Origin of the sequence: Pseudomonas coleopterorum, from assembly GCF_900105555.1 — a bacterium.
Classification (GTDB): domain Bacteria; phylum Pseudomonadota; class Gammaproteobacteria; order Pseudomonadales; family Pseudomonadaceae; genus Aquipseudomonas; species Aquipseudomonas coleopterorum.
The window spans coordinates 2,615,976-2,636,108 of the sequence record NZ_FNTZ01000001.1 but is presented as its reverse complement, the minus strand read 5'-3'; the positions used below and the strand labels follow the sequence as shown (position 1 = coordinate 2,636,108).

Sequence of the window (20,133 nt, the reverse complement as noted above, 5' to 3'; positions counted from 1 at the left end):
TGCTGGGGCAGCAGTCACTAAGCAGTTGCGGCCATTTCAAACATCCAGCCGCTACCTGATATCAAAAAAGTTCCCTGTTCAGGGCACTTGGCGATTGGCACGAACACTGCAATCCATAACTTTATCGATGAGGTCGCAGACGTCATCACCCGAGTCCGACTATACCAATAGAAGCTCGCCTTATATTCATTGGGTGGGAGCAACACCGTTGAAGTTACATGCCTTTACGCCGTCATTGAACAGTCGGCGCAGCAGTGCTTTTCGCTATACCGAACTTGCCTCACGCCTGGGTGCCTGCCTGTTGTTCAACGTCACGCCGGCGCTGGCCGATACGGCCGAGCAACGTTTGCAAACGGTCACCGTGCAGGCGGCCAAGGCGACCCCGGTCGAGCAGGCGCGGGCCAGGCTTGCGGAAGTGCCCGGGAGCACCAGCCTGGTCGACCAGGCCGTGGTCAACAAGGGCCGTTCGGCCAGCCTCGAGGACACCCTGGCCTATCAGCCCGGCGTGTACGCGCAGTCGGCGGGGGGCAATGACGCGATCAAGATTTCCATCCGTGGTTCCGGCGCGAATGCTTCGCCTGGCTACTTTCGCGAAGGTACCAAGTTTCTCTTCGACGGCTTGGCCCTGACTGGCGCCGGAGGCACGCCGTACGAACTGCTGGACGGGCAGGGCGTGCAGTACACCGAGATCCTGCGCGGCGCCAATGCGTTCGAGTACGGCGCCTTGTCGTTGGGCGGTGGCATCAACTTCATCACCCACACCGGCTACAGCGCGCCGGGCAGCCAGATCAAGCTCGAGGGGGGCAGTTTCGGCTGGCAGAAACAGACCCTGCGCACCGGTGGTGTGGTGGGCGATGCGGATTACTTCGTCAGCGTCGACAACGCGCGACGCGATGGTTATCAGGATTACACCTTCAGCAAGTCCCAAGGCGTGGTGGGCAATTTCGGCTACCGCTTCAGCCCGAAGCTGCAGACCCGCCTGATCGTGCGCTACCGCGAGGAATTCCACGAGAATGCCGGGGCCTTGACTCGCGCCCAGCTCAAACACGACAGCACCCAGACCAATGCGGCCACGCGCACCAGCCGCGGCGATTCCACCAAGCGCGGGTCGACCTGGGTGGCGAGCAAGATCACCTACACCTTCGACGACGACGCGACCCTGGAATTCGGCATCGGCTACCACGACTACCCGCAGATCCTCAATCGGCGCAGCCCGGTCAACCCGAATTACTGGGACTGGAGCGACCTTAACGCCTCGCTCAAATACACCCGCAACGATCAACTGTTCGGGCTCGACAGCACCACCACCCTGGGCTTCACCAGCACCGAGCACCTGAATGCCGGCGCCAAGACCTACCGCGGTGACAAGGACCTCGGCATCTTGCAAAAGAACGTCAAGTACGATGGCTCGTCCGACCGTGTCTTCACCGTGGGCAACGACCTGGGGCTGACCGACCGGTTGTACCTGAGCACCGGCGTTTCGGCGATCCAGATCAAGCGCGACATCGACGTGACGTTCAGCGACCGCGCCAACACCAGCGGCTTCCCCACGCGCTACGACTATGACGATTGGTCCCTGGCACCGCGGGCGGGGCTGCGTTACGAGCTGACCCCGAACCTGCAGCTGTTCGGCAACGTCAGCCGCTCCATCGACCCGCCCAGCTCGTGGTCGATCTCCAATTCCGGGGTGACCAACAACTACATCAAGCCATTGGTGCCGCAGACCGCCAACACCGTGGAGCTCGGTATTCGCGGCCAGTCCGAGCGTTTCGATGGCAGCCTGGTGCTGTACCGCTCCTGGATCAAGAACGAACTGCTGACGACCCAGATTGCCGCCGCCACTGGCAACACTGCGGCGATCGTCACGACCGCCAACGCCACCCCGACCATTCACCAGGGCATCGAAGCGGGGCTGACCACGCGGCTCTGGCAGGGCAGCAATGGCGACGTGCTGAGCTGGCGCCAGGCTTACACGCTGAACGACTTCCACTATCGCCACGACCCCTCGTTCAGCAGGAACGAACTCCCCGGTTTGCCCAAGCACATCTACCAGGCCGAGCTGCAATACCAGTACGCCAACGGCTTCTACGCAGGCGTCAACGTCCGGTCCGTGTCCAGCACGGCGGTGGACTACGCCAACACCTCGAATGCGCCGTCCTACACGATTTTCGGCGCACGCCTGGGCTACGACGCACCGAGCAAGCAGTGGCAGGCCTACGTGGACCTGAAGAACCTGGGCGACAAGGACTACGTGACCGCCATCGTGCCCGGCTACAACGCGCAGGGGCAGGACACGGCCGCGCTCTATCCGGGGGATGGCTTCGGCGCGTTCACCGGTGTGACCTACAACTTCTGATGGCTGCCCGCTCATGACTTTCGTGTTTCTCAGAACAGCACTGGTCGGCACCATGCTCGTGCTTTCGGCGTGCTCACCCGGCACCGAAGCCCCCAGTGCGCCCGTGACCCGCGCGCCCAGCACCGATGGCATCGTCGCCGGCGACCTGATCAGCTATCCCGCCAGCGACTACCACGAGGCGGGACCGGGCAAGCGCGGCGGTACCCTGCGGGTGACCACCGCGGCCGATACCGGCACCTTCGATGTGCATTCCATTTCCCATGGCAACGTGCAGTGGCTGGGGCGGGTGCTCTACGACTGCCTGGTCTATCAGGACGAGCAGGGCAACGTCTCGCCCTGGCTGGCCAAGTCATGGGAGGTGTCGGAAGACGGCCTGACCTACACCTTCCACTTGCGCGAGGGGGTGACCTTCAGCGATGGCGAGCCCTTCAACGCCCAGGCGGTGAAGATCAACCTCGAGCACATGCGCGATCCGGCCACCAAATCGCCGCTGGCTGCGGCTTACATCGCGCCCTACGTGCAGGGGCGTGTGCTCGACGAATACACCTTCGAGGCCACCTTGCGCGAACCCTACTCGCCGTTTCTCGACGTGCTCGCGCAGTCCTGGCTGGGGATGATTTCGCCGAAGCAGATTCTCGAAGCGCCGAAATCGATCGCCGAGCATCCGGTCGGCTCCGGACCGTTCGTGCTGCACAGCTACACCCGCGACCAGGGCGCGGTGTTCGTGCGCCGCGAAGGCTATGACTGGTCGCCGCCGGTCACACGCCACCAGGGCGAAGCCTACCTGGATCGCATCGAGCTGAGTTTCGTGCCCGAGGCGATGATCCGCTTCACCTCACTGGAGGCCGGACAGTCCGACCTGACCTTGGATGCGCCGCCGCAGAATGCCAAGGGCATTCGCGAGTCGACGGCGCTGACCCTGCGCAGCCGCATTCGCAAGGGCAATCCGTTTCGCAGCCTGACCTTCAACGTGGAAAAGGCGCCGTTCGACGATGTGCGCGTGCGTCGTGCCGTGGCCAAGGGGATCGACCGCGAGGGCCTGGCCTGGATCATCGGTTTTGGCGAGTTCCGGCCCAAGGCTGATTTCCTCGCCGCCAATACGCGCTATTACGACCCGGCCTACAAGGACGTGCTGGCCTATGACCCCAAAGCGGCCAACGCCGCCCTCGACGAGGCGGGCTGGACCGCGCGCGACGCTCAGGGGTATCGCACCCGCAACGGGCAGCGGCTGGGGGCAACGCTGTTGGCCACCGAGAGCCCGAGCTTCTCCAGCGCCGTGGCGGTAGCGATTCAGGCGGACCTGAAAAAGCTCGGCTTCCAGCTGCGCATCGAACTGTTGCCGGTGGCGCAGGCCACCGACCGCCGCTATGCCGGGGATTTCCAGATGATTGGCGGCGGTTACTGGCACACCAATACACCGGACGGCCTGTACATCCTCTACCACAGCGACTCCATCACCTCGGAAAAACGCATCGGCCAGAACGCCGGTCGCTTTCGCGATGCCGAGCTGGATCGACTGTTGGCCGCGGCACGGCGCAGTCACGATCCGGCGCAGTTGCAACCGCTGTACAGCAAGGCACAGCAGCGTCTGGCCGAGTCAGTGCCGGTGGTGCCGTCGTTCGAGAGCCATGTGCTGGTGGCGTATTCCAAACGCCTTGCCGGAGTGATCTTCGACACCTCCCACAACACCGTTTTCCTGCCCAGCCTGTGGCTGCAACCGGAGGCTGAATGAACAGTATCGCGATCAGGATCTTCTGGCGGCTGCTGGCCGGTGTCGGGGTGCTGTGGGGGGCGGCCAGCCTGACCTTTCTGGCCATCAACCTCAGCGGTGGCGACCCCGCACTGGCCATTCTCGGCGGCCCGGAATCCATGCCGACCCCGGAGATGATCGTGCGGGTGCGCGCCGAGTACGGCCTCGATCAGCCGCTGATCGTGCAGTACGGCCACTACATCGCTCGCCTGGTCCAGGGCGATCTGGGCGAGTCCTATCGCCTGCGCATTCCGGTCACACGGGCGATTGGCGCACAGATCGGCGCCACGGTGCAGCTGTCGATCTGCGCGGCGGTGGTGGCCGTGCTGCTGTCGGTCATCAGCGCGATCACCACGGCCAAGCGCAGCCCGTGGGTGCGCTCGCTGGTGTCGGGAACCGAGCTGGTGCTGTCGTCGGCGCCTTCGTTCGTCATCGGCATCCTGTTGCTGCTGGTGTTCGCCTTTCACTGGCATGTACTGCCGCCTTCCGGATCGGGCAGTTGGCAGTCGCTGATCCTGCCGACCCTGGCCCTGGCCCTGCCGCTCGCCGCCGTACTGACCCAGGTGCTGCGTCAGGAACTGGAAGACATCCTCGACCAACCCTTCATCGCCATGGCGCGCGCCCGGGGCATGTCCGAAACCGGCGTGCGCCTGCGCCATGCCCTGCGCCATGCGCTGGTGCCACTGGTGACCCTGGCCGGTTTCGTGTTCGCCAGCCTGCTGGGCGGGGCGGTGATCGTGGAGTTGCTGTTTTCCCGCCAAGGCATCGGCCGGCTGATGCTCGATGCCGCCAATGCCAAGGACGTGCCCATGGTCTTGGGCATCACCCTGTTGGCGGCGGCGATCTATGTGGCGGTGAACTTGGTGGTGGACCTGATCAACCACTGGGTCGACCCGCGAGTGAAGTCCGCATGACCCGAATTTTCATGGCTGCTCGGCAGCCCGATGACCCAAGGAATGATCATGAGTGTTGAACAGCGTACCGGCGGTTTTCCGCTGGCTTCCGACTACGCGAGCCTGCGGGCCCCCTTTGCCGAGATCTTCGCGCGCATCGAGGACACTGCGCTGGCCCGCGAGCAGCAGCGCGAGCTGGCCTTCGATGCGGTGAACTGGCTGCGTGAGGCCGGCTTCGGGGCGCTGCGCGTGCCTCGCGAGCAGGGCGGCGGTGGCGCCAGCCTGCCGCAATTGTTCGAGCTGCTGATCGAGCTGGCCGAGGCCGACTCGAACCTGCCGCACATCCTGCGCGCGCATTTCGGCTTCGTCGAAGGCCGTCTGTCCCGCGACGAAGCCGAGTCCCAGGCGTACTGGCTGGGCAAGGTGGTTGCCGGTGATCTGTGGGGCGCGGCCATGGCCGAGCGTACCGACACCAGCAAGCAGAGCGTGACGCTGACGGCCGAAGGTGAGCAGCGCTGGCGTCTGGACGGCAAGAAGTTCTACTGCACCGGCACCCTGTACGCCGACTGGATCGCCGTGTCGGCGCTGACCGGTGAGGACTTCGTCAGCGTCTCGGTGCCGACCAATGCGCCCGGCGTGAGCCGCGACGACGACTGGGACGGCTTCGGGCAGCGCCTGTCGGGCAGCGGCACCACGCGTTTCGACAATGTCCCGGTGCCATCCGAGTACGTGTTGCGTCGCTATGCAGCCGGCGAGCAGCGTCCCGAGTCCTACATTTCGGCGTTCTATCAACTGTTTCACCTGGCGACCCTGGCCGGGATCGCCCGGGCGGTGCTGCGCGATGCCAGCGAGTTCGTTCAGGGCCGGACCCGCGCCTTTGGCGTCCCGGGCCAGTCCAGCCCTAGGGAAGATCCACTCGTACAGCGCGTCGTCGGCCGCCTGTCGAGCCTGGCCTATGCCGCGCAGACCCAGGTGCTGGCGGTCGCCCAGGTGTTGCAGAACGTCTACGAAGCCGAACGTGCCGGGCAGGCCAGTGAAGCCCATTACACCGAGGCCGAAGTGCGCGCCTTTCAGGCCCAGCAGATCGTGCTGGAGCAGGTGCTGGAGGCCACCACGCTGTTGTTCGAAGTCGGCGGTGCCTCGGCCACCAGCCAGTCGCGGCGCCTGGACCGGCACTGGCGCAACGCGCGCACGCTGGCCTCGCACAACCCGGCGATCTACCGCGAGCGGGCGCTGGGCAACTACTACCTCAACGGCATCAGCCCGAATGCCGCCTGGCGCGCCTCGCAGGCTGCGCACGACGCCGCCCAGTCCGAACCCGCCGCTGCGCTGCACGACGAAGCCAGCGCCGTCTGAACCGTTTCCAAGGAACCGCCATGAGCCCCAAACCGCAAATGAGCATCGGCATGAACATCCTCGGCTTCGGCGCCCACGCGGCCGCCTGGCGGGCGGGGGAGGTGCCGGCCAATGCCTATCTGGACGCCGAGTATTACTGCAACATCGCGCGCATCTCCGAACGCGGCACGCTGGATGCGATCTTCCTCGCCGACGGTCCGGCGCTGGGCGGCGACGTGGCGCAGCACCCGGCCGGTCGCCTGGAGCCCACGGTACTGCTGACCGCCGTGGCGCTGGCCACGCAACGCATCGGGGTGATCGCCACCGCGTCCAGCACCTACAACGATCCGTTCAACCTGGCGCGGCGCTTCTCTTCGCTGGACCACATCAGCGGCGGTCGGGCGGCCTGGAACGTGGTGACCAACGCCGGCGATGCAGCCGCGCAGAACTTCGGCCTGGCCGGCGCGCCGCTGCACGTGGACCGCTACGCCCGCGCCGACGAATTCATCGACATCACCCTCAAGCTGTGGGACAGCTGGGAAGACGACGCCATCATCGGTGATGCCGCCAGCGGCCGTTTCGCCGACCCGGCCAAGGTGCACACCCCCAACTTCGTCGGCGAGCACTTTTCGGTGAAGGGCCCGCTCAACCTGCCGCGCTCGCCCCAGGGCCGACCGGTGCTGGTGCAGGCCGGCTCCTCCGAAGGCGGCAAGGCGCTGGGCTCGCGCTACGCCGATGCGATCTTCACCACCCAGACCACCTTGGAAGACGGCCAGGGCTTCTATCAGGAAATGAAACACCGCGCCCGGCAGTGGGGGCGCAATCCGGCGCACCTGAAGATCATGCCGGGCCTGTCGACGGTGATCGGCAGTACCGAAGCCGAAGCCCACGCGCGTTTCGATCGGCTCAACGATTTCCACGGCGAAGAAGGCTTGCTGTATCAGGTGGCGGCGCGCGTCGGCCTGAGCGTGGCCGAGCTGGACCCCGACGCACCCTTGCCTTGGGACAAGATCGGCCCGGTGGCCTCGTTCGAACGCGGCTCCCACGGGTTTCTGGAAGCCCAGCTGAACCTGGCGCGTCGGGAAAACCTCAGCATCCGCCAACTGTCGCGGCGCATTCTGGTGGGCCATCGCCTGCTGGTCGGCACCCCGGAGCAGGTCGCCGACACCCTGGAGCACTGGTTTCTGGCCGGTGCCGCCGACGGCTTCAACATCATGCCGGACATGTTCCCCTCCGGCGTCGAGATCTTCGTCGATGAAGTGGTGCCGCTGCTGCGCCAGCGCGGCGTGTTCCGCCACGAATACAGCGGCCACACCCTGCGCGATCACCTGGGCCTGCCGTATCCGACCAGCCAGTACGCACACAGCGCCTGAACCTCTCTCACCCGCAACGGACCGATTCGAACCATGAACTATCGCACCCTTGGCAACACCGATCTCAACGTCAGCCTGCTGGGCCTGGGCACCATGACCTGGGGGCATCAGAACAGCGAGCAGGACGCCCATCGGCAACTGGACCTGGCCCTGGCGCACGGCGTCAATCTGATCGACACCGCAGAGATGTATCCCACACCGACCCATGCCGATACCTGGGGCAGCACCGAGCGCTTCATCGGCACCTGGCTGCAACGCAGCGGGCGTCGTGCCGACATCGTGCTGGCCAGCAAGATCATCGGCCCACCGCGCCAGCCGGGCACCGGCGGCCACATCCGCGACGGCTTGACCCGCCACGACCGTGCCAACATCACCGCCGCGCTGGAAGGCAGCCTCAAGCGTCTGCACACCGATTACCTGGACCTCTACCAGCTGCATTGGCCCGATCGCACCACCAATATCTTCGGTCAACGTGAATACCCCTATATCGACGACAGTGGCAGCGTTGCCATCGAAGAAACCCTGGAGGTGCTCGGGGAACTGGTCGAGGCCGGCAAGATCCGTCACATCGGTGTCTCCAACGAGACGCCCTGGGGCGTGGCGCGCTTTCTCCAACAGGCCGAGCAACGCGGGCTGCCGCGCATTGCCAGTGTGCAGAATCCCTACAGCCTGTTGAACCGGTTGTACGAAGGCGGGCTGTCGGAGTTCAGCCATCGCGAAGGGGTAGGGTTGCTGGCCTATTCGCCACTGGCGTTCGGCACCCTCACCGGCAAATACCTGAACGGCGCGCGACCGCAGGGTTCGCGTTTGACCTCGGTGTACCGCACCTTTAACCGCTACGACAGCGAATCGGCCAGCCGCGCCATCGCCGCCTACGTGCAGTTGGCCAAAGACTACGGCTATACGCCTGCGCAACTGGCCCTGGGCTTCGTCGCCCGGCAGCCATTCGTCAGCAGCGTGCTGACCGGGCAAACGAGCGAGGCGCAGTTGCAGGACAACTTCAGTGCGCTGGACATCGAGTTCACCCCGACCTTGCTGGACAAGATCGCCGAGATCCATCGCGCGACCCCCAACCCGGCGCCTTGATCGGCGCTTGCCGTACGGAGAATCGTCCATGGCAATCAGTTCATCGCCCACGATGCTGGGCCCGGTCCCGGCGGGCACACTGGACGCCGGCATCGGCCGTCGGCGCGCCCGCACCCGGTTGCGCCCAGGTCTGGCGCTGGCCGGCGCCTTCGTGCTGCTGCTGGTGGTGGCGGCCATCGCCCCAAGCCTGTTGACGTCGATCGACCCGCTCGATGCCGTGGCGCGCCAGGCGTATCGCGCGCCCGATGCGTTGCATTGGCTGGGCACCGACGAGAATGGCCGCGATGTACTCAGCCGCCTGATTCACGGCGTGCGACCCTCGCTGCTGCTGGGCCTGGCGGCCACGGCCATGGGGCTGGCACTGGGCACCTTGCTGGGCGTGGCCGCAGGCTTGGGGCCACGCTGGCTGGACGCGGCGGTCATGCGCAGCGTGGACGTGCTGCTGGCGTTCCCCGATCTGCTGCTGGCGCTGGTGATCATCACCTTCTTCGGTCAGGGCACCTTGAACCTGATCATCGCCGTCGGCATCGCCAGCGTGCCGCGCTACGCCCGCCTGGTGCGCGCGCAAACTCAGGTGGTGCGTGGCGCCGGTTACGTGGAAGCGGCGACCACCCTGGGCCTGGGGCGCGCCGCGGTGATCGGGCGACACGTACTGCCCAATGCGATCAAGCCGGTGTTGATCCTGGCCACCATCGGCATTGGCGGCAACATCACCGCAGGCGCTGCGTTGAGCTTCCTCGGTTTTGGTGCGCCGCCGCCTGCGCCGGAGTGGGGGACCATGCTCGCCATCGGCCGCAACTTCCTCGCCAACGCCTGGTGGCTGGTCGCCTGGCCGGCGCTGGCGATCACCTGCACCGTCATTTCGATCACCGCCATCGGCCGTGAACTGCTGCGTCGCAGCGAAGGAAAACGCTTATGAATGCCATCGTCCAGCCAGCGCCGTCGGTGCTCGATGTACAGGATCTGCACGTCGCTTTCGCCGGCCAGGCGCAGCCGGTGATCCGCGGGATCAGCTTCCAGTTGAGCGCCAGTGAGTGCCTGGCGCTGGTGGGCGAATCCGGTTCGGGCAAGAGCGTGACCTCGCGTACCCTGGCCGGGCTGACAGGGGCACACGCTCAGGTCCGCGCCGAGCGCTTGTCATTCGCCGGGCAGGATCTGCGCACGCTGCGCGAGAAGGACTGGCTGCAATTGCGCGGCGCTCAGTTGGGCTTCGTCATGCAGGATGCGTTGGGTTCCCTGGACCCGCTGCGGCGGGTCGGCCAGGAGATCGCCGAGCCGCTGCGCCTGCACACCGACCTGAAGCGCCAGCAGCGCGATGCGCGGGTCATCGAGCTGTTGCGCTCGGTCGGTGTTCCCGAGCCGGAACTGCGTGCGCGCCAGCATCCGGGCCAGTTGTCAGGAGGCTTGCGCCAGCGTGCCCTGATCGCCTCGGCCATCGCCTGCAACCCGCGCCTGCTGATCGCCGACGAACCCACCACGGCGCTGGACGCCACCGTTCAGGCACAGGTCATGAGCCTGCTCGAATCGCTGCGCGGCGCAGACACCGCCATGCTCATCGTCAGCCATGACCTGGCGGTGGTCGCACGCCTGGCCACACGCATTGCGGTGATGCAGCACGGGGTGATCGTGGAGCTGGGCAGTGTCGACCAGATCCTGCGCGACCCTCGCCATCCCTATACCCAGAGCCTGCTGGCAGCTGGTACCGCGGTGCACTTTCGCCGCGCCTACGGTAACGCGCCGATCGTTGCCGAGATACCTCAAACTGGCGAAGTTCTGCTTCGTGCCGAACACCTGAGCAAGTCCTTCCCAGGTCCGGACGGGCGGGTGCGCAGGGTGGTCGCGGATGTATCCCTGCGCCTGGAGCGTGGCCGGACCTTGGGCATCGTCGGCGAATCCGGGTCGGGCAAGACCACCCTTACGCGCATGATCCTGGGACTGGAACGTCCCGACAGCGGTCAGGTGTGGATCAACGGCCAGCGCTGGTCCGATCTCGACAAGGCCCAGCAGGCGAAGGCTCGGCACAGCATTCAGGTGGTGTTCCAGGATCCGCTGAGCTCGTTCGATCCGCGCTACACGGTGCAAAAGGTGCTGTTCGAGGCGTTGCAGGTGGCGGGTCATCCCCGTGCAACGTGGGAGAGCCGGGCCCAGCACTTGCTGGCGCTGGTGAAGATGGACGCTGCGGTAATCGATCGGCGACCCATCGAGTTGTCCGGAGGGCAACGCCAGCGTATCGCGATTGCCCGCGCGCTGGCGGCCGAGCCGCAGATTCTGGTGTGTGACGAGCCGGTGTCGGCGCTGGACGTGTCGGTGCAGGCGCAGATTCTGGAATTGCTCGACGACCTGAAGAATCGGCTGGGGCTGGCGTGCCTGTTCATTTCCCACGACCTGGGGGTGATCAACCACGTCAGTGACCATGTGCTGGTGATGAAGGATGGCGAGGTGGTGGAGGCGGGCGCGGTGCGACAGGTCCTCGACCGCCCGCAACACCCTTACACCCAAGCCTTGCTCAGCGCCGTACCGACCCTGCAGACCGGCGCCCTGCGTGCGCTGACCTATCTACCCTTGGCGATCTGAGCCGAGCCCGACAGGGTCCGCTTGGCACACCGGACGCGGCTTGCGCCGCTGCTACAGGGTCCGCTTGGCACACTGGACGCGGCTCGCGCCGCTGCTACACGGTCCGCTTGGCACACCGGACGCGGCTTGCGCCGCTGCTACAGGGTCCGCTTGGCACACCGGACGCGGCTCGCGCCGCTGCTACAGGGTCCGCTCGGCACACCGGACGCGGCTCGCGCCGCTGCTACACGGTCCGCTCGGCACACCGGACGCGGCTTGCGCCGCTGCTACACGGTCCGCTCGGCACACCGGACGCGGCTCGCGCCGCTGCTACACGGTCCGCCCGGCACACCGGACGCACGGTCCACGCGTTCCTCTGTAGCAGCGGCGCGAGCCGCGTCGGCGGTATACGCGGTGCACCAGTAGAAACGCAACACCCCAAACGCGGCCCGCGCCGCTGACACTTGGAGACTACCGTTTGAAACCCTCGTACAAGGAACGTCAACACGCCCTGCGCAGCTGGAACATCCAGTCGCTGCCGGAGACGCCTTTCGCCTTCGCCCGTTTCTTCGTCGGCCATTTCCGCGGTTGGTACCTGGCGATCCTGCTGTTGCAGGTAGTGGCAGTGACCTGCACGGTGCTGGTGCCCTGGGTGCTGGGGCAGATCACCCGAGTGGTCAGCACCGCCAGCGCGGCCAATCTGGACTGGCAAACTCTGGGCCGGCCGCTGCTGCTGTTCGCCGGCCTGCTGGTGCTCGAAGTGCTGTGTACCCGCGGCGCCACCGGCGCGCATATCCGCGTCTTGCCACTGCAACGGCGCACGGTCACTCACGCGGTGTACGCCTACCTGCAGCGCCACTCCCATCGCTTCGTCAGCAGCGAATTCGCCGGCGCCCTGGCGCACAAGATCTCCGAAGTCTCCATGGGCGTGGGCCAGGCGCTGGCGCTGTTGCTGTTCGACCTGATTCCGCTGCTGGTCACCCTGACCCTGGCCGTGGCGGTATTGGCCACAGCGTCGGTCTGGCTGGCGCTGTTCATGCTCGGCTGGTCGGTGGCGTTCATCACCGTCTGCTATTTCCTGGCCAAGCGCAGTCACCCGCTGTCCCAGCAATACTCGGCGGCGCGCAGCACCAGTAACGGCAAGGTGGTGGATGCGGTGTCCAACCTGACCAACATCCGCCTGTTCGCCCGGCATTCGTTCGAACATCGCTACCTGGGCGATTACCTGGACCGCGAGCTGAAGGCCGCCGGCCGCTCGTTCGGTTACATGGAGAAGATCCGCTGGTTCCAGTCGATCTGCGGAATGTCGCTCAAGGTCGGCATGCTGCTGATCGCCCTGTACCTCTGGCGCCTGGGCAGCATCGACATCGCCACCTTCGTGATGGCCACCAGCCTGTCGCTGTTGATCATCACCGACGTCGCCAACCTGTCGCGGCGCTTTCTGGATTTCTTCGAGGCTACCGGCAACATCGCCAACGGCGTGCGCACCTTGATCCGGCCCCATGAAGTGGTGGACGAGCCCGATGCGCAGCCGCTCGCCGCGGTGCGCGGGGCCATCGAATTTCGCGATGTGAGCTTTGGTTATTCGCCGCAGAAGCCGGTGTTCGAGCATCTGCAGTTGTCCATCCCGGCGGGACAGCGGGTTGGCCTGGTCGGCACTTCCGGCTCGGGCAAGTCGTCGCTGCTCAACCTGCTGTTGCGTCTGTACGACGTCAATCAAGGGCAGGTGTTGATCGATGGCCAGGATGTGCGCAGGGTGACCCAGCATTCACTTCATCAGCAGATCGGCCTGATCCCTCAGGAACCGGGCCTGTTTCACCGCAGCATCGCCGAAAACATCAACTACGGTCGCCTGGATGCCAGCCCCCAGGAACTGGCCCAGGCCATCCATCGCGCCGGTGCGAGCGCGTTCATCGACGGCATGGACCAGGGTGCCGAGTCGCTGGTGGGTGAACGTGGCGTGAAGCTTTCCGGGGGGCAACGGCAGCGTATCGCCATCGCCCGGGTGTTGCTCAAGAACGCGCCCATTCTAGTGATGGACGAGGCGACTTCGGCGCTGGACTCGATCACCGAACGGTTCATCCAGGAGAAGCTCGACGAAATCATGCAGGACAAGACCGTGATCGTCGTCGCCCACCGGCTGTCGACGGTCGCCCACCTGGACCGCATCCTGGTGTTCGAAGACGGTCGCATCATCGAAGACGGCTCTCACGATGACCTGCTGGCCCAGCAGGGCCAGTACTTCCGCCTCTGGAGCCGCCAGGCCCAGAACCCGTACGACGAGGAGCTGGCGTTGGCGTAGTCCGGTGGAAACGCGTAAAGCAGGCCAGGCCCCTTCGCGGGCAGAGACCCGCTCCCACAGGGATGAAACTCCCCCGCACCCCTGTGGGAGCAGGTCTCTGCCCGCGAAAGCGCCCTCGGCCACAACACATCCAGTAGCCATTACCTGCATCCCATAGCCAAACCGCACCAATCACGCCCAACCCCTGTGGGAGCGGGTCTCTGCCCGCGAAAGCGCCCTCGGCCACGACACATCCAGTGATCATCAACCCGTTCCCGACCATCACCAAACCTATACATTCCAGGTTTTCTTCAAAGAGCCTGGCATGCCGAACTACACCTCGAAAAGCCTGCGTCTTGGCCGATATTCCGAGCCTGGACGTCCATACCTTCTCACCACCGTCGTGCTCGCACGGCAGCCTGTTTTCCTCGACTGGTCACTGGGTCGCCACGTCGTCACCGAACTGCGGCGGGCACAGGCCAGTGGGCGTGTAACTTCGCTGGCATGGGTACTGATGCCCGACCACTTGCACTGGCTGATCGAGTTGCACTCCAGCTCGCTGGCGAGCGTGATCCGCGAGGTGAAATCTCGCTCTGCGAGGTCTTTCAACCGGCACACCGGCCGCGCGGGACCACTCTGGCAGGCGAGTTTCCATGACCGCGCATTACGGCGTGAAGAGAGCGTCGTGGCCGCTGCGCGGTATGTGGTGGCCAATCCGCTGCGGGCTGGGCTGGTCGAGCGTTTGGGCGACTATCCGCTCTGGGATGCTGTGTGGGTCTGAGTGAGCGCGGCAGGCAGGCCGGGCCCTTTCGCGGGCAGAGGCCCGCTCCCACATTGGTGTGAGTATGCCCTGCCAAGGTGGAGAAGGCCGGGCCCTTTCGCGGGCAGAGACCCGCTCCCACATTGGTGTGAGTGCGCCCTGCCTAGGTGGAAAAGGCCGGGCCGTTTCGCGGGCAGAGGGCTCGTCGCCCGCCCTGATTTCACAGGACGAGACTCATCCGCATCACTGTGGGAGCGGGTCTCTGCCCGCGAAGGCGGTTTTCGAGTCACCGATGAAACTGGATCTGCAACACAGAGAAAGCTTCTCCCCAACAACTGTCCGCCAGCCAACACCCCTTCAACAAACTGCCCCGTCAATCCCTCCAGCAAAACCCGCAAAGCCCCGAAAAAGCGGGGCGGGGCAGTCGGCATGGCTTGTGCAATCACCTCTTGTGAGCTTCAGCATCGACACAAGGCGCAGCCCGACCCATGGCAGACATTCATCCGCGTTCTTCTGCAACACCCCATGGCAGTATCGCGTGGGCCAGCCTGTTGGCCGTCAGCTTGCTGGTGGGCGGTTGCGATAACCATCCCACCGCTGCGGCACGCACCGATACCCCGGTCAGCGGCGGCACGCTCATCTATGCCACCGACCGCGAACCGACCTGCCTTGACCCGCACGTCGCCGGCGACATGCCGCAAGTGTTTCTCGCCCAGCAAGTCCTCGACTCGCTGGTGTCGATGGACGCCGACGGGCGTATCGGACCCTGGCTGGCGAAAAGCTGGGACATTTCGCCCGATGGCCTGACCTACACCTTCTACCTGCGCGATGACGTGCGCTTCACCGACGGCACGCCGTTCAACGCCGAAGCGGTCAAGGCCAACCTCGACCACATGGCCAACCCCAAGACCCAGTCGAGCACCGCGGGCGGCTACATCCGTCAGTACCGACGCACCGATGTGCTCGACACCTACACCGCTCAGGTGCACCTGGCCACACCCTACGCCGCGTTTCTGGAAGTGCTGGCCCAGGGCTTCCTCGGTATCGAATCGCCCCAGGCGCTGCTACGTCCGCGCGACGTCAACTGCGAAAGCCCGGTCGGCACCGGCCCGTTCAAGGTGGCGCGCTGGGACCGGCAAAGCCAGGTGGTGCTCGAACGCAACCCGCACTACAACTCGGCGCCGCCCACGGCCCAGCATCAGGGGCCTGCGTACCTGGATCGCATCGTCTGGAAGTTCATTCAGGAGCCTTCCGTGCGGTTCGCGTCACTGCAGGCCGGTGAAGTGGACGTGATCGAAGTCCTGCCGCCCGAGTCCCACGAAGCGGCCCGCCGCAACCCGGACCTGCAACTGATCATTGCCCAGCGCCCCGGCAACCCTACCAACGGCACGCTGAATATCCGCCGCGCGCCGTTCAACGATATCAAGGTGCGTGAAGCCTTCGTGCGCAGCGCCGACATCGACGGTGCGTTGCAAAGCGTCTACTTCGGCGAGTTTCCTCGCGCCGGTGGTCCGTTGAGCAAAGCCACCCGCTTCTACAGCCCCGACTTCGAACACGCCCAGGATTACGACCCGGCGCGCGCCGCCCAACTGCTCGACGAGGCCGGCTGGACCGGCCGTGACGAGGAGGGCTATCGCCTCAAGGACGGCAAGCGCCTGCAGGTGACGGTGGTGCTGGGCAATCGTACGCCGCCGTCGGAATTCACCCTGTGGGAGCAGGTGCAAGCCACCACGCGGCAAGCCGGCATCGAGCTGATCATGGAGCAGATGAGCGATGTGCAGGCGACCAAGCGCCAGGCCGATTGGGATTACGACATCCGCGTTGGCTACTGGAACACCAACACCGCCGACGTGCTGCGGATCATCTTCAGCAGCGCGTTCATCCAGCCTGCTGGGGTGGGCGGCTATCACCAGAACACCGCAGGCTTCAGCGATCCGCAGTTCGACGAGCTGGTGCAAAGGGCCCTGGCCACGCAGGACCCCAGCCAACGCCAGGCGTTGTACCACCAGGCGCAGGCCGTAGCCTCCAGCCAGTACCTGCAACTGACCACCTACCCACAAAGCACCCGGCTGGGCATCTACAAGACGACCCAGGGGGTTCGTCTGGAAACCTCGCTGGCGGTGACCTACCTCTATGACGCCTGGGTGAACAAATGACCACCACACCTGTAACCGTTTCGTCGCCGGACCCCCGTCGCCAGCGCTTGATTCGTCTGGGCCGCCGCGCCGCCGTGCGCCTTGGCGGAGGATTGCTGGTGTTGTGGGCCGTCGCCACGCTGACCTTCTTCGCCCTGCGCCTGATGCCGGGCGATCCGGTACAGGCCATCCTGGGCGGACCCAGCGGCAACCCGACCCCGGAGACCATCGCCGAGGTCACCCGCGAGTACGGCCTGGATCGGCCCCTGGCGGTCCAGTACGGGCTGTACCTGGTGCGCCTGGTGCAGGGCGACCTGGGGGTGTCCTACTCCCAGCACATGCCGGTCACGCGGGTACTGGCCGAGCAGGCCGGGCCGACCCTGGAGCTGACCTTGAGCGCACTGGTGCTGGCCTGGCTGCTGGTGCTGGGCCTGACCGTGTTCACCGCCGGCCGCCGCAGCTGGGTCGGGCGCCTGGCGTCCCTGGCTGAAACCCTGTGCGCGGCCCTTCCGCATTTCTGGCTGGGCATCGTGCTGCTGGCGGTGTTCGCCTTCGGCTTGCGCCTGTTCCCACCGGCGGGCAGCGACGGCTGGCGGACCCTGGTGCTGCCGACGATCGCGCTGGCGGTGCCGCTGGCCGGCTTCATTGGCCAGGTGACCCGCGAATCTCTGGAACTGACCCTGGATCAGCCCTTCGTGCTGACCGCGCGCACCCGTGGGCTGAGCGACGCGGCGGTACGCTTCAGGCACGCACTGCGGCATGCCGTGCTGCCCGGCGTGTCGTTGTCCGGATGGGCGATCGGCGCGCTGATCAGCGGCGCCGTGGTGATCGAAGTGATCTTTTCCCGCAGGGGGCTGGGCCGTCAGTTGTATCAAGCGGTGCAGCTGCAGGACTTGCCACTGACCATCGGCATCAGCCTGGTGGTCGCGGCCGGTTATGTGCTGGCCAACATTCTGGTCGACCTGGTGTACCAGTGGATCGACCCACGGCAGAAGGAAACCCTGGCATGAGCGATCTGATTCTGGAGAGCCCGGCGCTGCCGCTGCGCACTCAACGTCGACCCCTTCGGATCCGTCTGGGCGCGAGCCTGGTCATCGGTTTCCTGACGCTGGTGATCGTGGCCGCGCTGGCACCGCAGCTGTTCGCGCACGGCGACCCGCTGGCCATCGTCCCGCGCGACGCCTTTCATCCGCCCGGTTGGGCACACTGGTTCGGCACCGATCAATCGGGTCGCGACATCTACTCACGGGTGATCCACGGCGCGCGCCTGTCGCTGTTCGTCGGCCTGGCGGCGACGGCGCTGGCGATGAGCATCGCCATTGTTCTCGGCCTGCTCGGCGGCCTGGGCGGGCTGCGCACCGACCGCAGTGTGGGCTGGTTGCTGGAAGTCCTGTTCGCCTTTCCCAGCCTGGTGCTGGCGTTGCTGTTCGTGGCCATCTTCGGCAGCGGCATCGGCCCGCTGATCATCGCTACCGGCCTGGGCGCCGCGCCGGGGTATGCGCGGATGGTCCGTGGGCAGGTGCTGGCGGTGCGCAACGCCGGTTACATCGAAGCGGCGCGCGCCCTGGGCCACCCGACTCGACGCATCATCTGGCGACAGCTGCTGCCCAACGCCATGCGCCCGCTGATCGTCACCCTGACCATGGGTGTGGGGCAGGCCATCGTCTGGGCCTCGGCGCTGAGCTTCCTCGGCCTGGGCGCGCGGCCGCCCACGCCGGAGTGGGGCACCATGCTGTCCATGGGCCGCGACTTCATTGCCAACGCCTGGTGGCTGACGTTTTTCCCTGGACTGTTCATCGTACTCACCACCTTGTCGACCACAGTTGCCGGTCGCTATCTGCAACAACGCCTGGAGGGCCGCCTGACATGAGCCACAAGACGCTGATCGTCGAAGGCCTGAGCGTGGAGTTCGCCGGGCAAAGCGTGGTGCGCAACCTGTCGTTCACTCTGGAACCGGGCAAGACCCTGGCCCTGGTCGGGGAATCCGGCTCTGGCAAGAGCGTCACCGCGCGCAGCCTGATCGGCCTGGCCGGAGAGGGCGCACAGGTGCGGGCACGGCGCCTGCACTACGGTGATCTCGATTTGCTGGCCTTGAGCGACCGCCAGTGGCGCCGAGTGCGCGGCAAGGACATCGGTTTCGTGTTGCAGGATGCCCTGGTTTCGCTCGATCCGCTGCGGCCGGTCGGCAAGGAAATTCTCGAAGTGCTGCAGACCCATGGTTGGGGCGATCGTGCTTCCCGTGCCGCGCGGGTGCTGCAACTGCTGGAACGGGTCGGGGTGCCGGAACCGGCCCTGCGCGCCCGACAGCGCTCGGGCGAGTTGTCCGGTGGATTGCGTCAGCGTGCGTTGATCGCCAGCGCCCTGGCACTTGATCCGGGCCTGGTGATCGCCGACGAGCCGACCACCGCACTGGACGCCACCGTGCAGGCGCAGATTCTCGGTGTACTGCAGGCGATCAAGGCCCAGGGCAGTTCGTTGTTGATCATCAGTCACGATCTGGCGGTGGTCGCGCAACTGGCCGACGAGGTGCTGGTGTTGCAGCACGGTGAAGTGGTGGAGCAGGGCAGCATGCATCAGGTGCTGACCGCGCCGCGCCATCCCTACACCCGCAGCCTGCTCGATGCGGTTCCGGCGGAGCATGAGCGCGGTACCCGCCTCAGCCCCGGTCAACCTGCCGCCACGCTCGCCCGCGCGCCACGGCTCGATCAGCCCGTGCTGTTGCACGCCCGTGGCCTGGGCAAACGCTATGTCGGGCCTGACCAGCACGTGCGCCAGGTGGTCGACGGCGTCGACTTCGAGCTGCGGGCCGGCCAGACCCTGGGCATCGTCGGTGAGTCCGGTTCGGGCAAGACCACCGTGGCGCGCATGGCCCTGGGACTGCTCGAAACGGACGATGGCCAGGTGCGCTTCCTCGATCAACCCTGGAATGGCAGCGCCGATGCACGGGTCGCCGAAAGCCAGCGCCGGGCGCTGCGACGTGACATCAGCGTGATCTATCAGGACCCGCTCAGTTCGTTCGACCCGCGCTGGAGCGTCGGGCAGATTCTCGCCGATGCGTTGGACGTGGCCGGCGTCGCAGCGCCTGATCAGGCGCCTCGTATTCGTCACTTGCTGCAGCAGGTGCGCTTGCCTGCCGAGCTGGCAACGCGACGGCCCCTGCAACTCTCCGGTGGCCAGCGCCAGCGGGTGGCGATTGCCCGCGCCATCGCCAGCAACCCCAAGGTGATTGTCTGCGACGAGCCGGTATCGGCGTTGGACGTCTCGGTCCAGGCCCAGGTGCTGGACTTGCTCGCCGACCTGCAAGCCGAACTGGGCCTGGCCTACCTGTTCATTTCCCATGACCTGGGCGTCATCCGTCATGTCAGCGACGAGGTGCTGGTGATGCGCCATGGGCAGGTGGTCGAGCACGCGCCGGTCGAGCAATTGTTCGAGTCGCCGCAGCACCCCTACACCCAACGCCTGCTCGGCGCCGTGCCACGCCTGCCCAGTGCTGGCGTGGCGCTGCAGGTCCCTCCACTGGAGCCGGAAAACGCCGTGCTGCTGTTCGATGAATCCCGCTTGTGGAAGATCGCCATTTGAAGGCGTCGCGCTGCCCCTTCCATCCATTTCCA

General features: G+C 65.9%; 14 protein-coding genes. All 14 read left to right on the top strand.

Annotated features, from left to right (window positions below):
- Positions 1 to 208: 208 nt before the first annotated feature.
- The 14 genes from BLV18_RS11665 to BLV18_RS11600 all read left to right on the top strand — a co-directional run bounded on the left by BLV18_RS11665 (position 209) and on the right by BLV18_RS11600 (position 20,101).
- A complete protein-coding gene (locus BLV18_RS11665; protein WP_244156852.1) occupies positions 209 to 2,356 on the top strand; it encodes a TonB-dependent receptor family protein in 2,148 nt (715 codons plus the stop codon).
- A gap of 13 nt (positions 2,357 to 2,369) precedes the next feature.
- Entirely contained in the window at positions 2,370 to 4,088 is a 1,719-nt protein-coding gene (locus BLV18_RS11660; protein WP_090358693.1) for an ABC transporter substrate-binding protein, read from the top strand.
- Positions 4,085 to 5,020 (top strand): ABC transporter permease, encoded by a 936-nt coding sequence (locus BLV18_RS11655; protein ID WP_090358691.1) that lies wholly within the window; start codon positions 4,085 to 4,087, stop codon positions 5,018 to 5,020. The genes BLV18_RS11660 and BLV18_RS11655 overlap by 4 nt, the downstream gene beginning before the upstream one ends.
- Before the next feature lie 48 nt (positions 5,021 to 5,068).
- Positions 5,069 to 6,355 (top strand): acyl-CoA dehydrogenase family protein, encoded by a 1,287-nt coding sequence (locus BLV18_RS11650; RefSeq protein ID WP_090358689.1) that lies wholly within the window; start codon positions 5,069 to 5,071, stop codon positions 6,353 to 6,355.
- Between the two features lie 20 nt (positions 6,356 to 6,375).
- Entirely contained in the window at positions 6,376 to 7,707 is a 1,332-nt protein-coding gene (locus tag BLV18_RS11645) for an LLM class flavin-dependent oxidoreductase (protein ID WP_090358687.1), read from the top strand.
- A 33-nt stretch (positions 7,708 to 7,740) separates the two neighbouring features.
- Positions 7,741 to 8,793, top strand: coding sequence for an NADP(H)-dependent aldo-keto reductase (locus BLV18_RS11640; protein ID WP_090358686.1), 1,053 nt, complete (start codon positions 7,741 to 7,743; stop codon positions 8,791 to 8,793).
- A 52-nt stretch (positions 8,794 to 8,845) separates the two neighbouring features.
- Positions 8,846 to 9,712 (top strand): ABC transporter permease, encoded by an 867-nt coding sequence (locus BLV18_RS11635; protein ID WP_244156949.1) that lies wholly within the window; start codon positions 8,846 to 8,848, stop codon positions 9,710 to 9,712.
- A complete protein-coding gene (locus tag BLV18_RS11630; RefSeq protein WP_090358682.1) occupies positions 9,709 to 11,367 on the top strand; it encodes a dipeptide ABC transporter ATP-binding protein in 1,659 nt (552 codons plus the stop codon). The genes BLV18_RS11635 and BLV18_RS11630 overlap by 4 nt, the downstream gene beginning before the upstream one ends.
- Positions 11,368 to 11,824: 457 nt before the next feature.
- Positions 11,825 to 13,648: an ABC transporter ATP-binding protein gene (locus tag BLV18_RS11625; protein WP_244156850.1), complete on the top strand. Its 1,824-nt coding sequence runs from the start codon at positions 11,825 to 11,827 to the stop codon at positions 13,646 to 13,648.
- A 304-nt stretch (positions 13,649 to 13,952) separates the two neighbouring features.
- Positions 13,953 to 14,408, top strand: a complete 456-nt coding sequence (locus tag BLV18_RS11620; RefSeq protein WP_090358680.1) for an REP-associated tyrosine transposase — start codon at positions 13,953 to 13,955, stop codon at positions 14,406 to 14,408.
- Positions 14,409 to 14,875: 467 nt separating this feature from the next.
- Complete coding sequence (locus tag BLV18_RS11615) at positions 14,876 to 16,543, top strand: ABC transporter substrate-binding protein (protein ID WP_090358678.1); 1,668 nt, start codon at positions 14,876 to 14,878, stop codon at positions 16,541 to 16,543.
- Positions 16,540 to 17,532, top strand: coding sequence for an ABC transporter permease (locus tag BLV18_RS11610; RefSeq protein ID WP_090358676.1), 993 nt, complete (start codon positions 16,540 to 16,542; stop codon positions 17,530 to 17,532). The genes BLV18_RS11615 and BLV18_RS11610 overlap by 4 nt, the downstream gene beginning before the upstream one ends.
- Positions 17,529 to 18,392, top strand: a complete 864-nt coding sequence (locus BLV18_RS11605; RefSeq protein WP_090358674.1) for an ABC transporter permease — start codon at positions 17,529 to 17,531, stop codon at positions 18,390 to 18,392. The genes BLV18_RS11610 and BLV18_RS11605 overlap by 4 nt, the downstream gene beginning before the upstream one ends.
- Complete coding sequence (locus BLV18_RS11600; protein ID WP_090358672.1) at positions 18,389 to 20,101, top strand: dipeptide ABC transporter ATP-binding protein; 1,713 nt, start codon at positions 18,389 to 18,391, stop codon at positions 20,099 to 20,101. The genes BLV18_RS11605 and BLV18_RS11600 overlap by 4 nt, the downstream gene beginning before the upstream one ends.
- Positions 20,102 to 20,133: the final 32 nt, after the last annotated feature.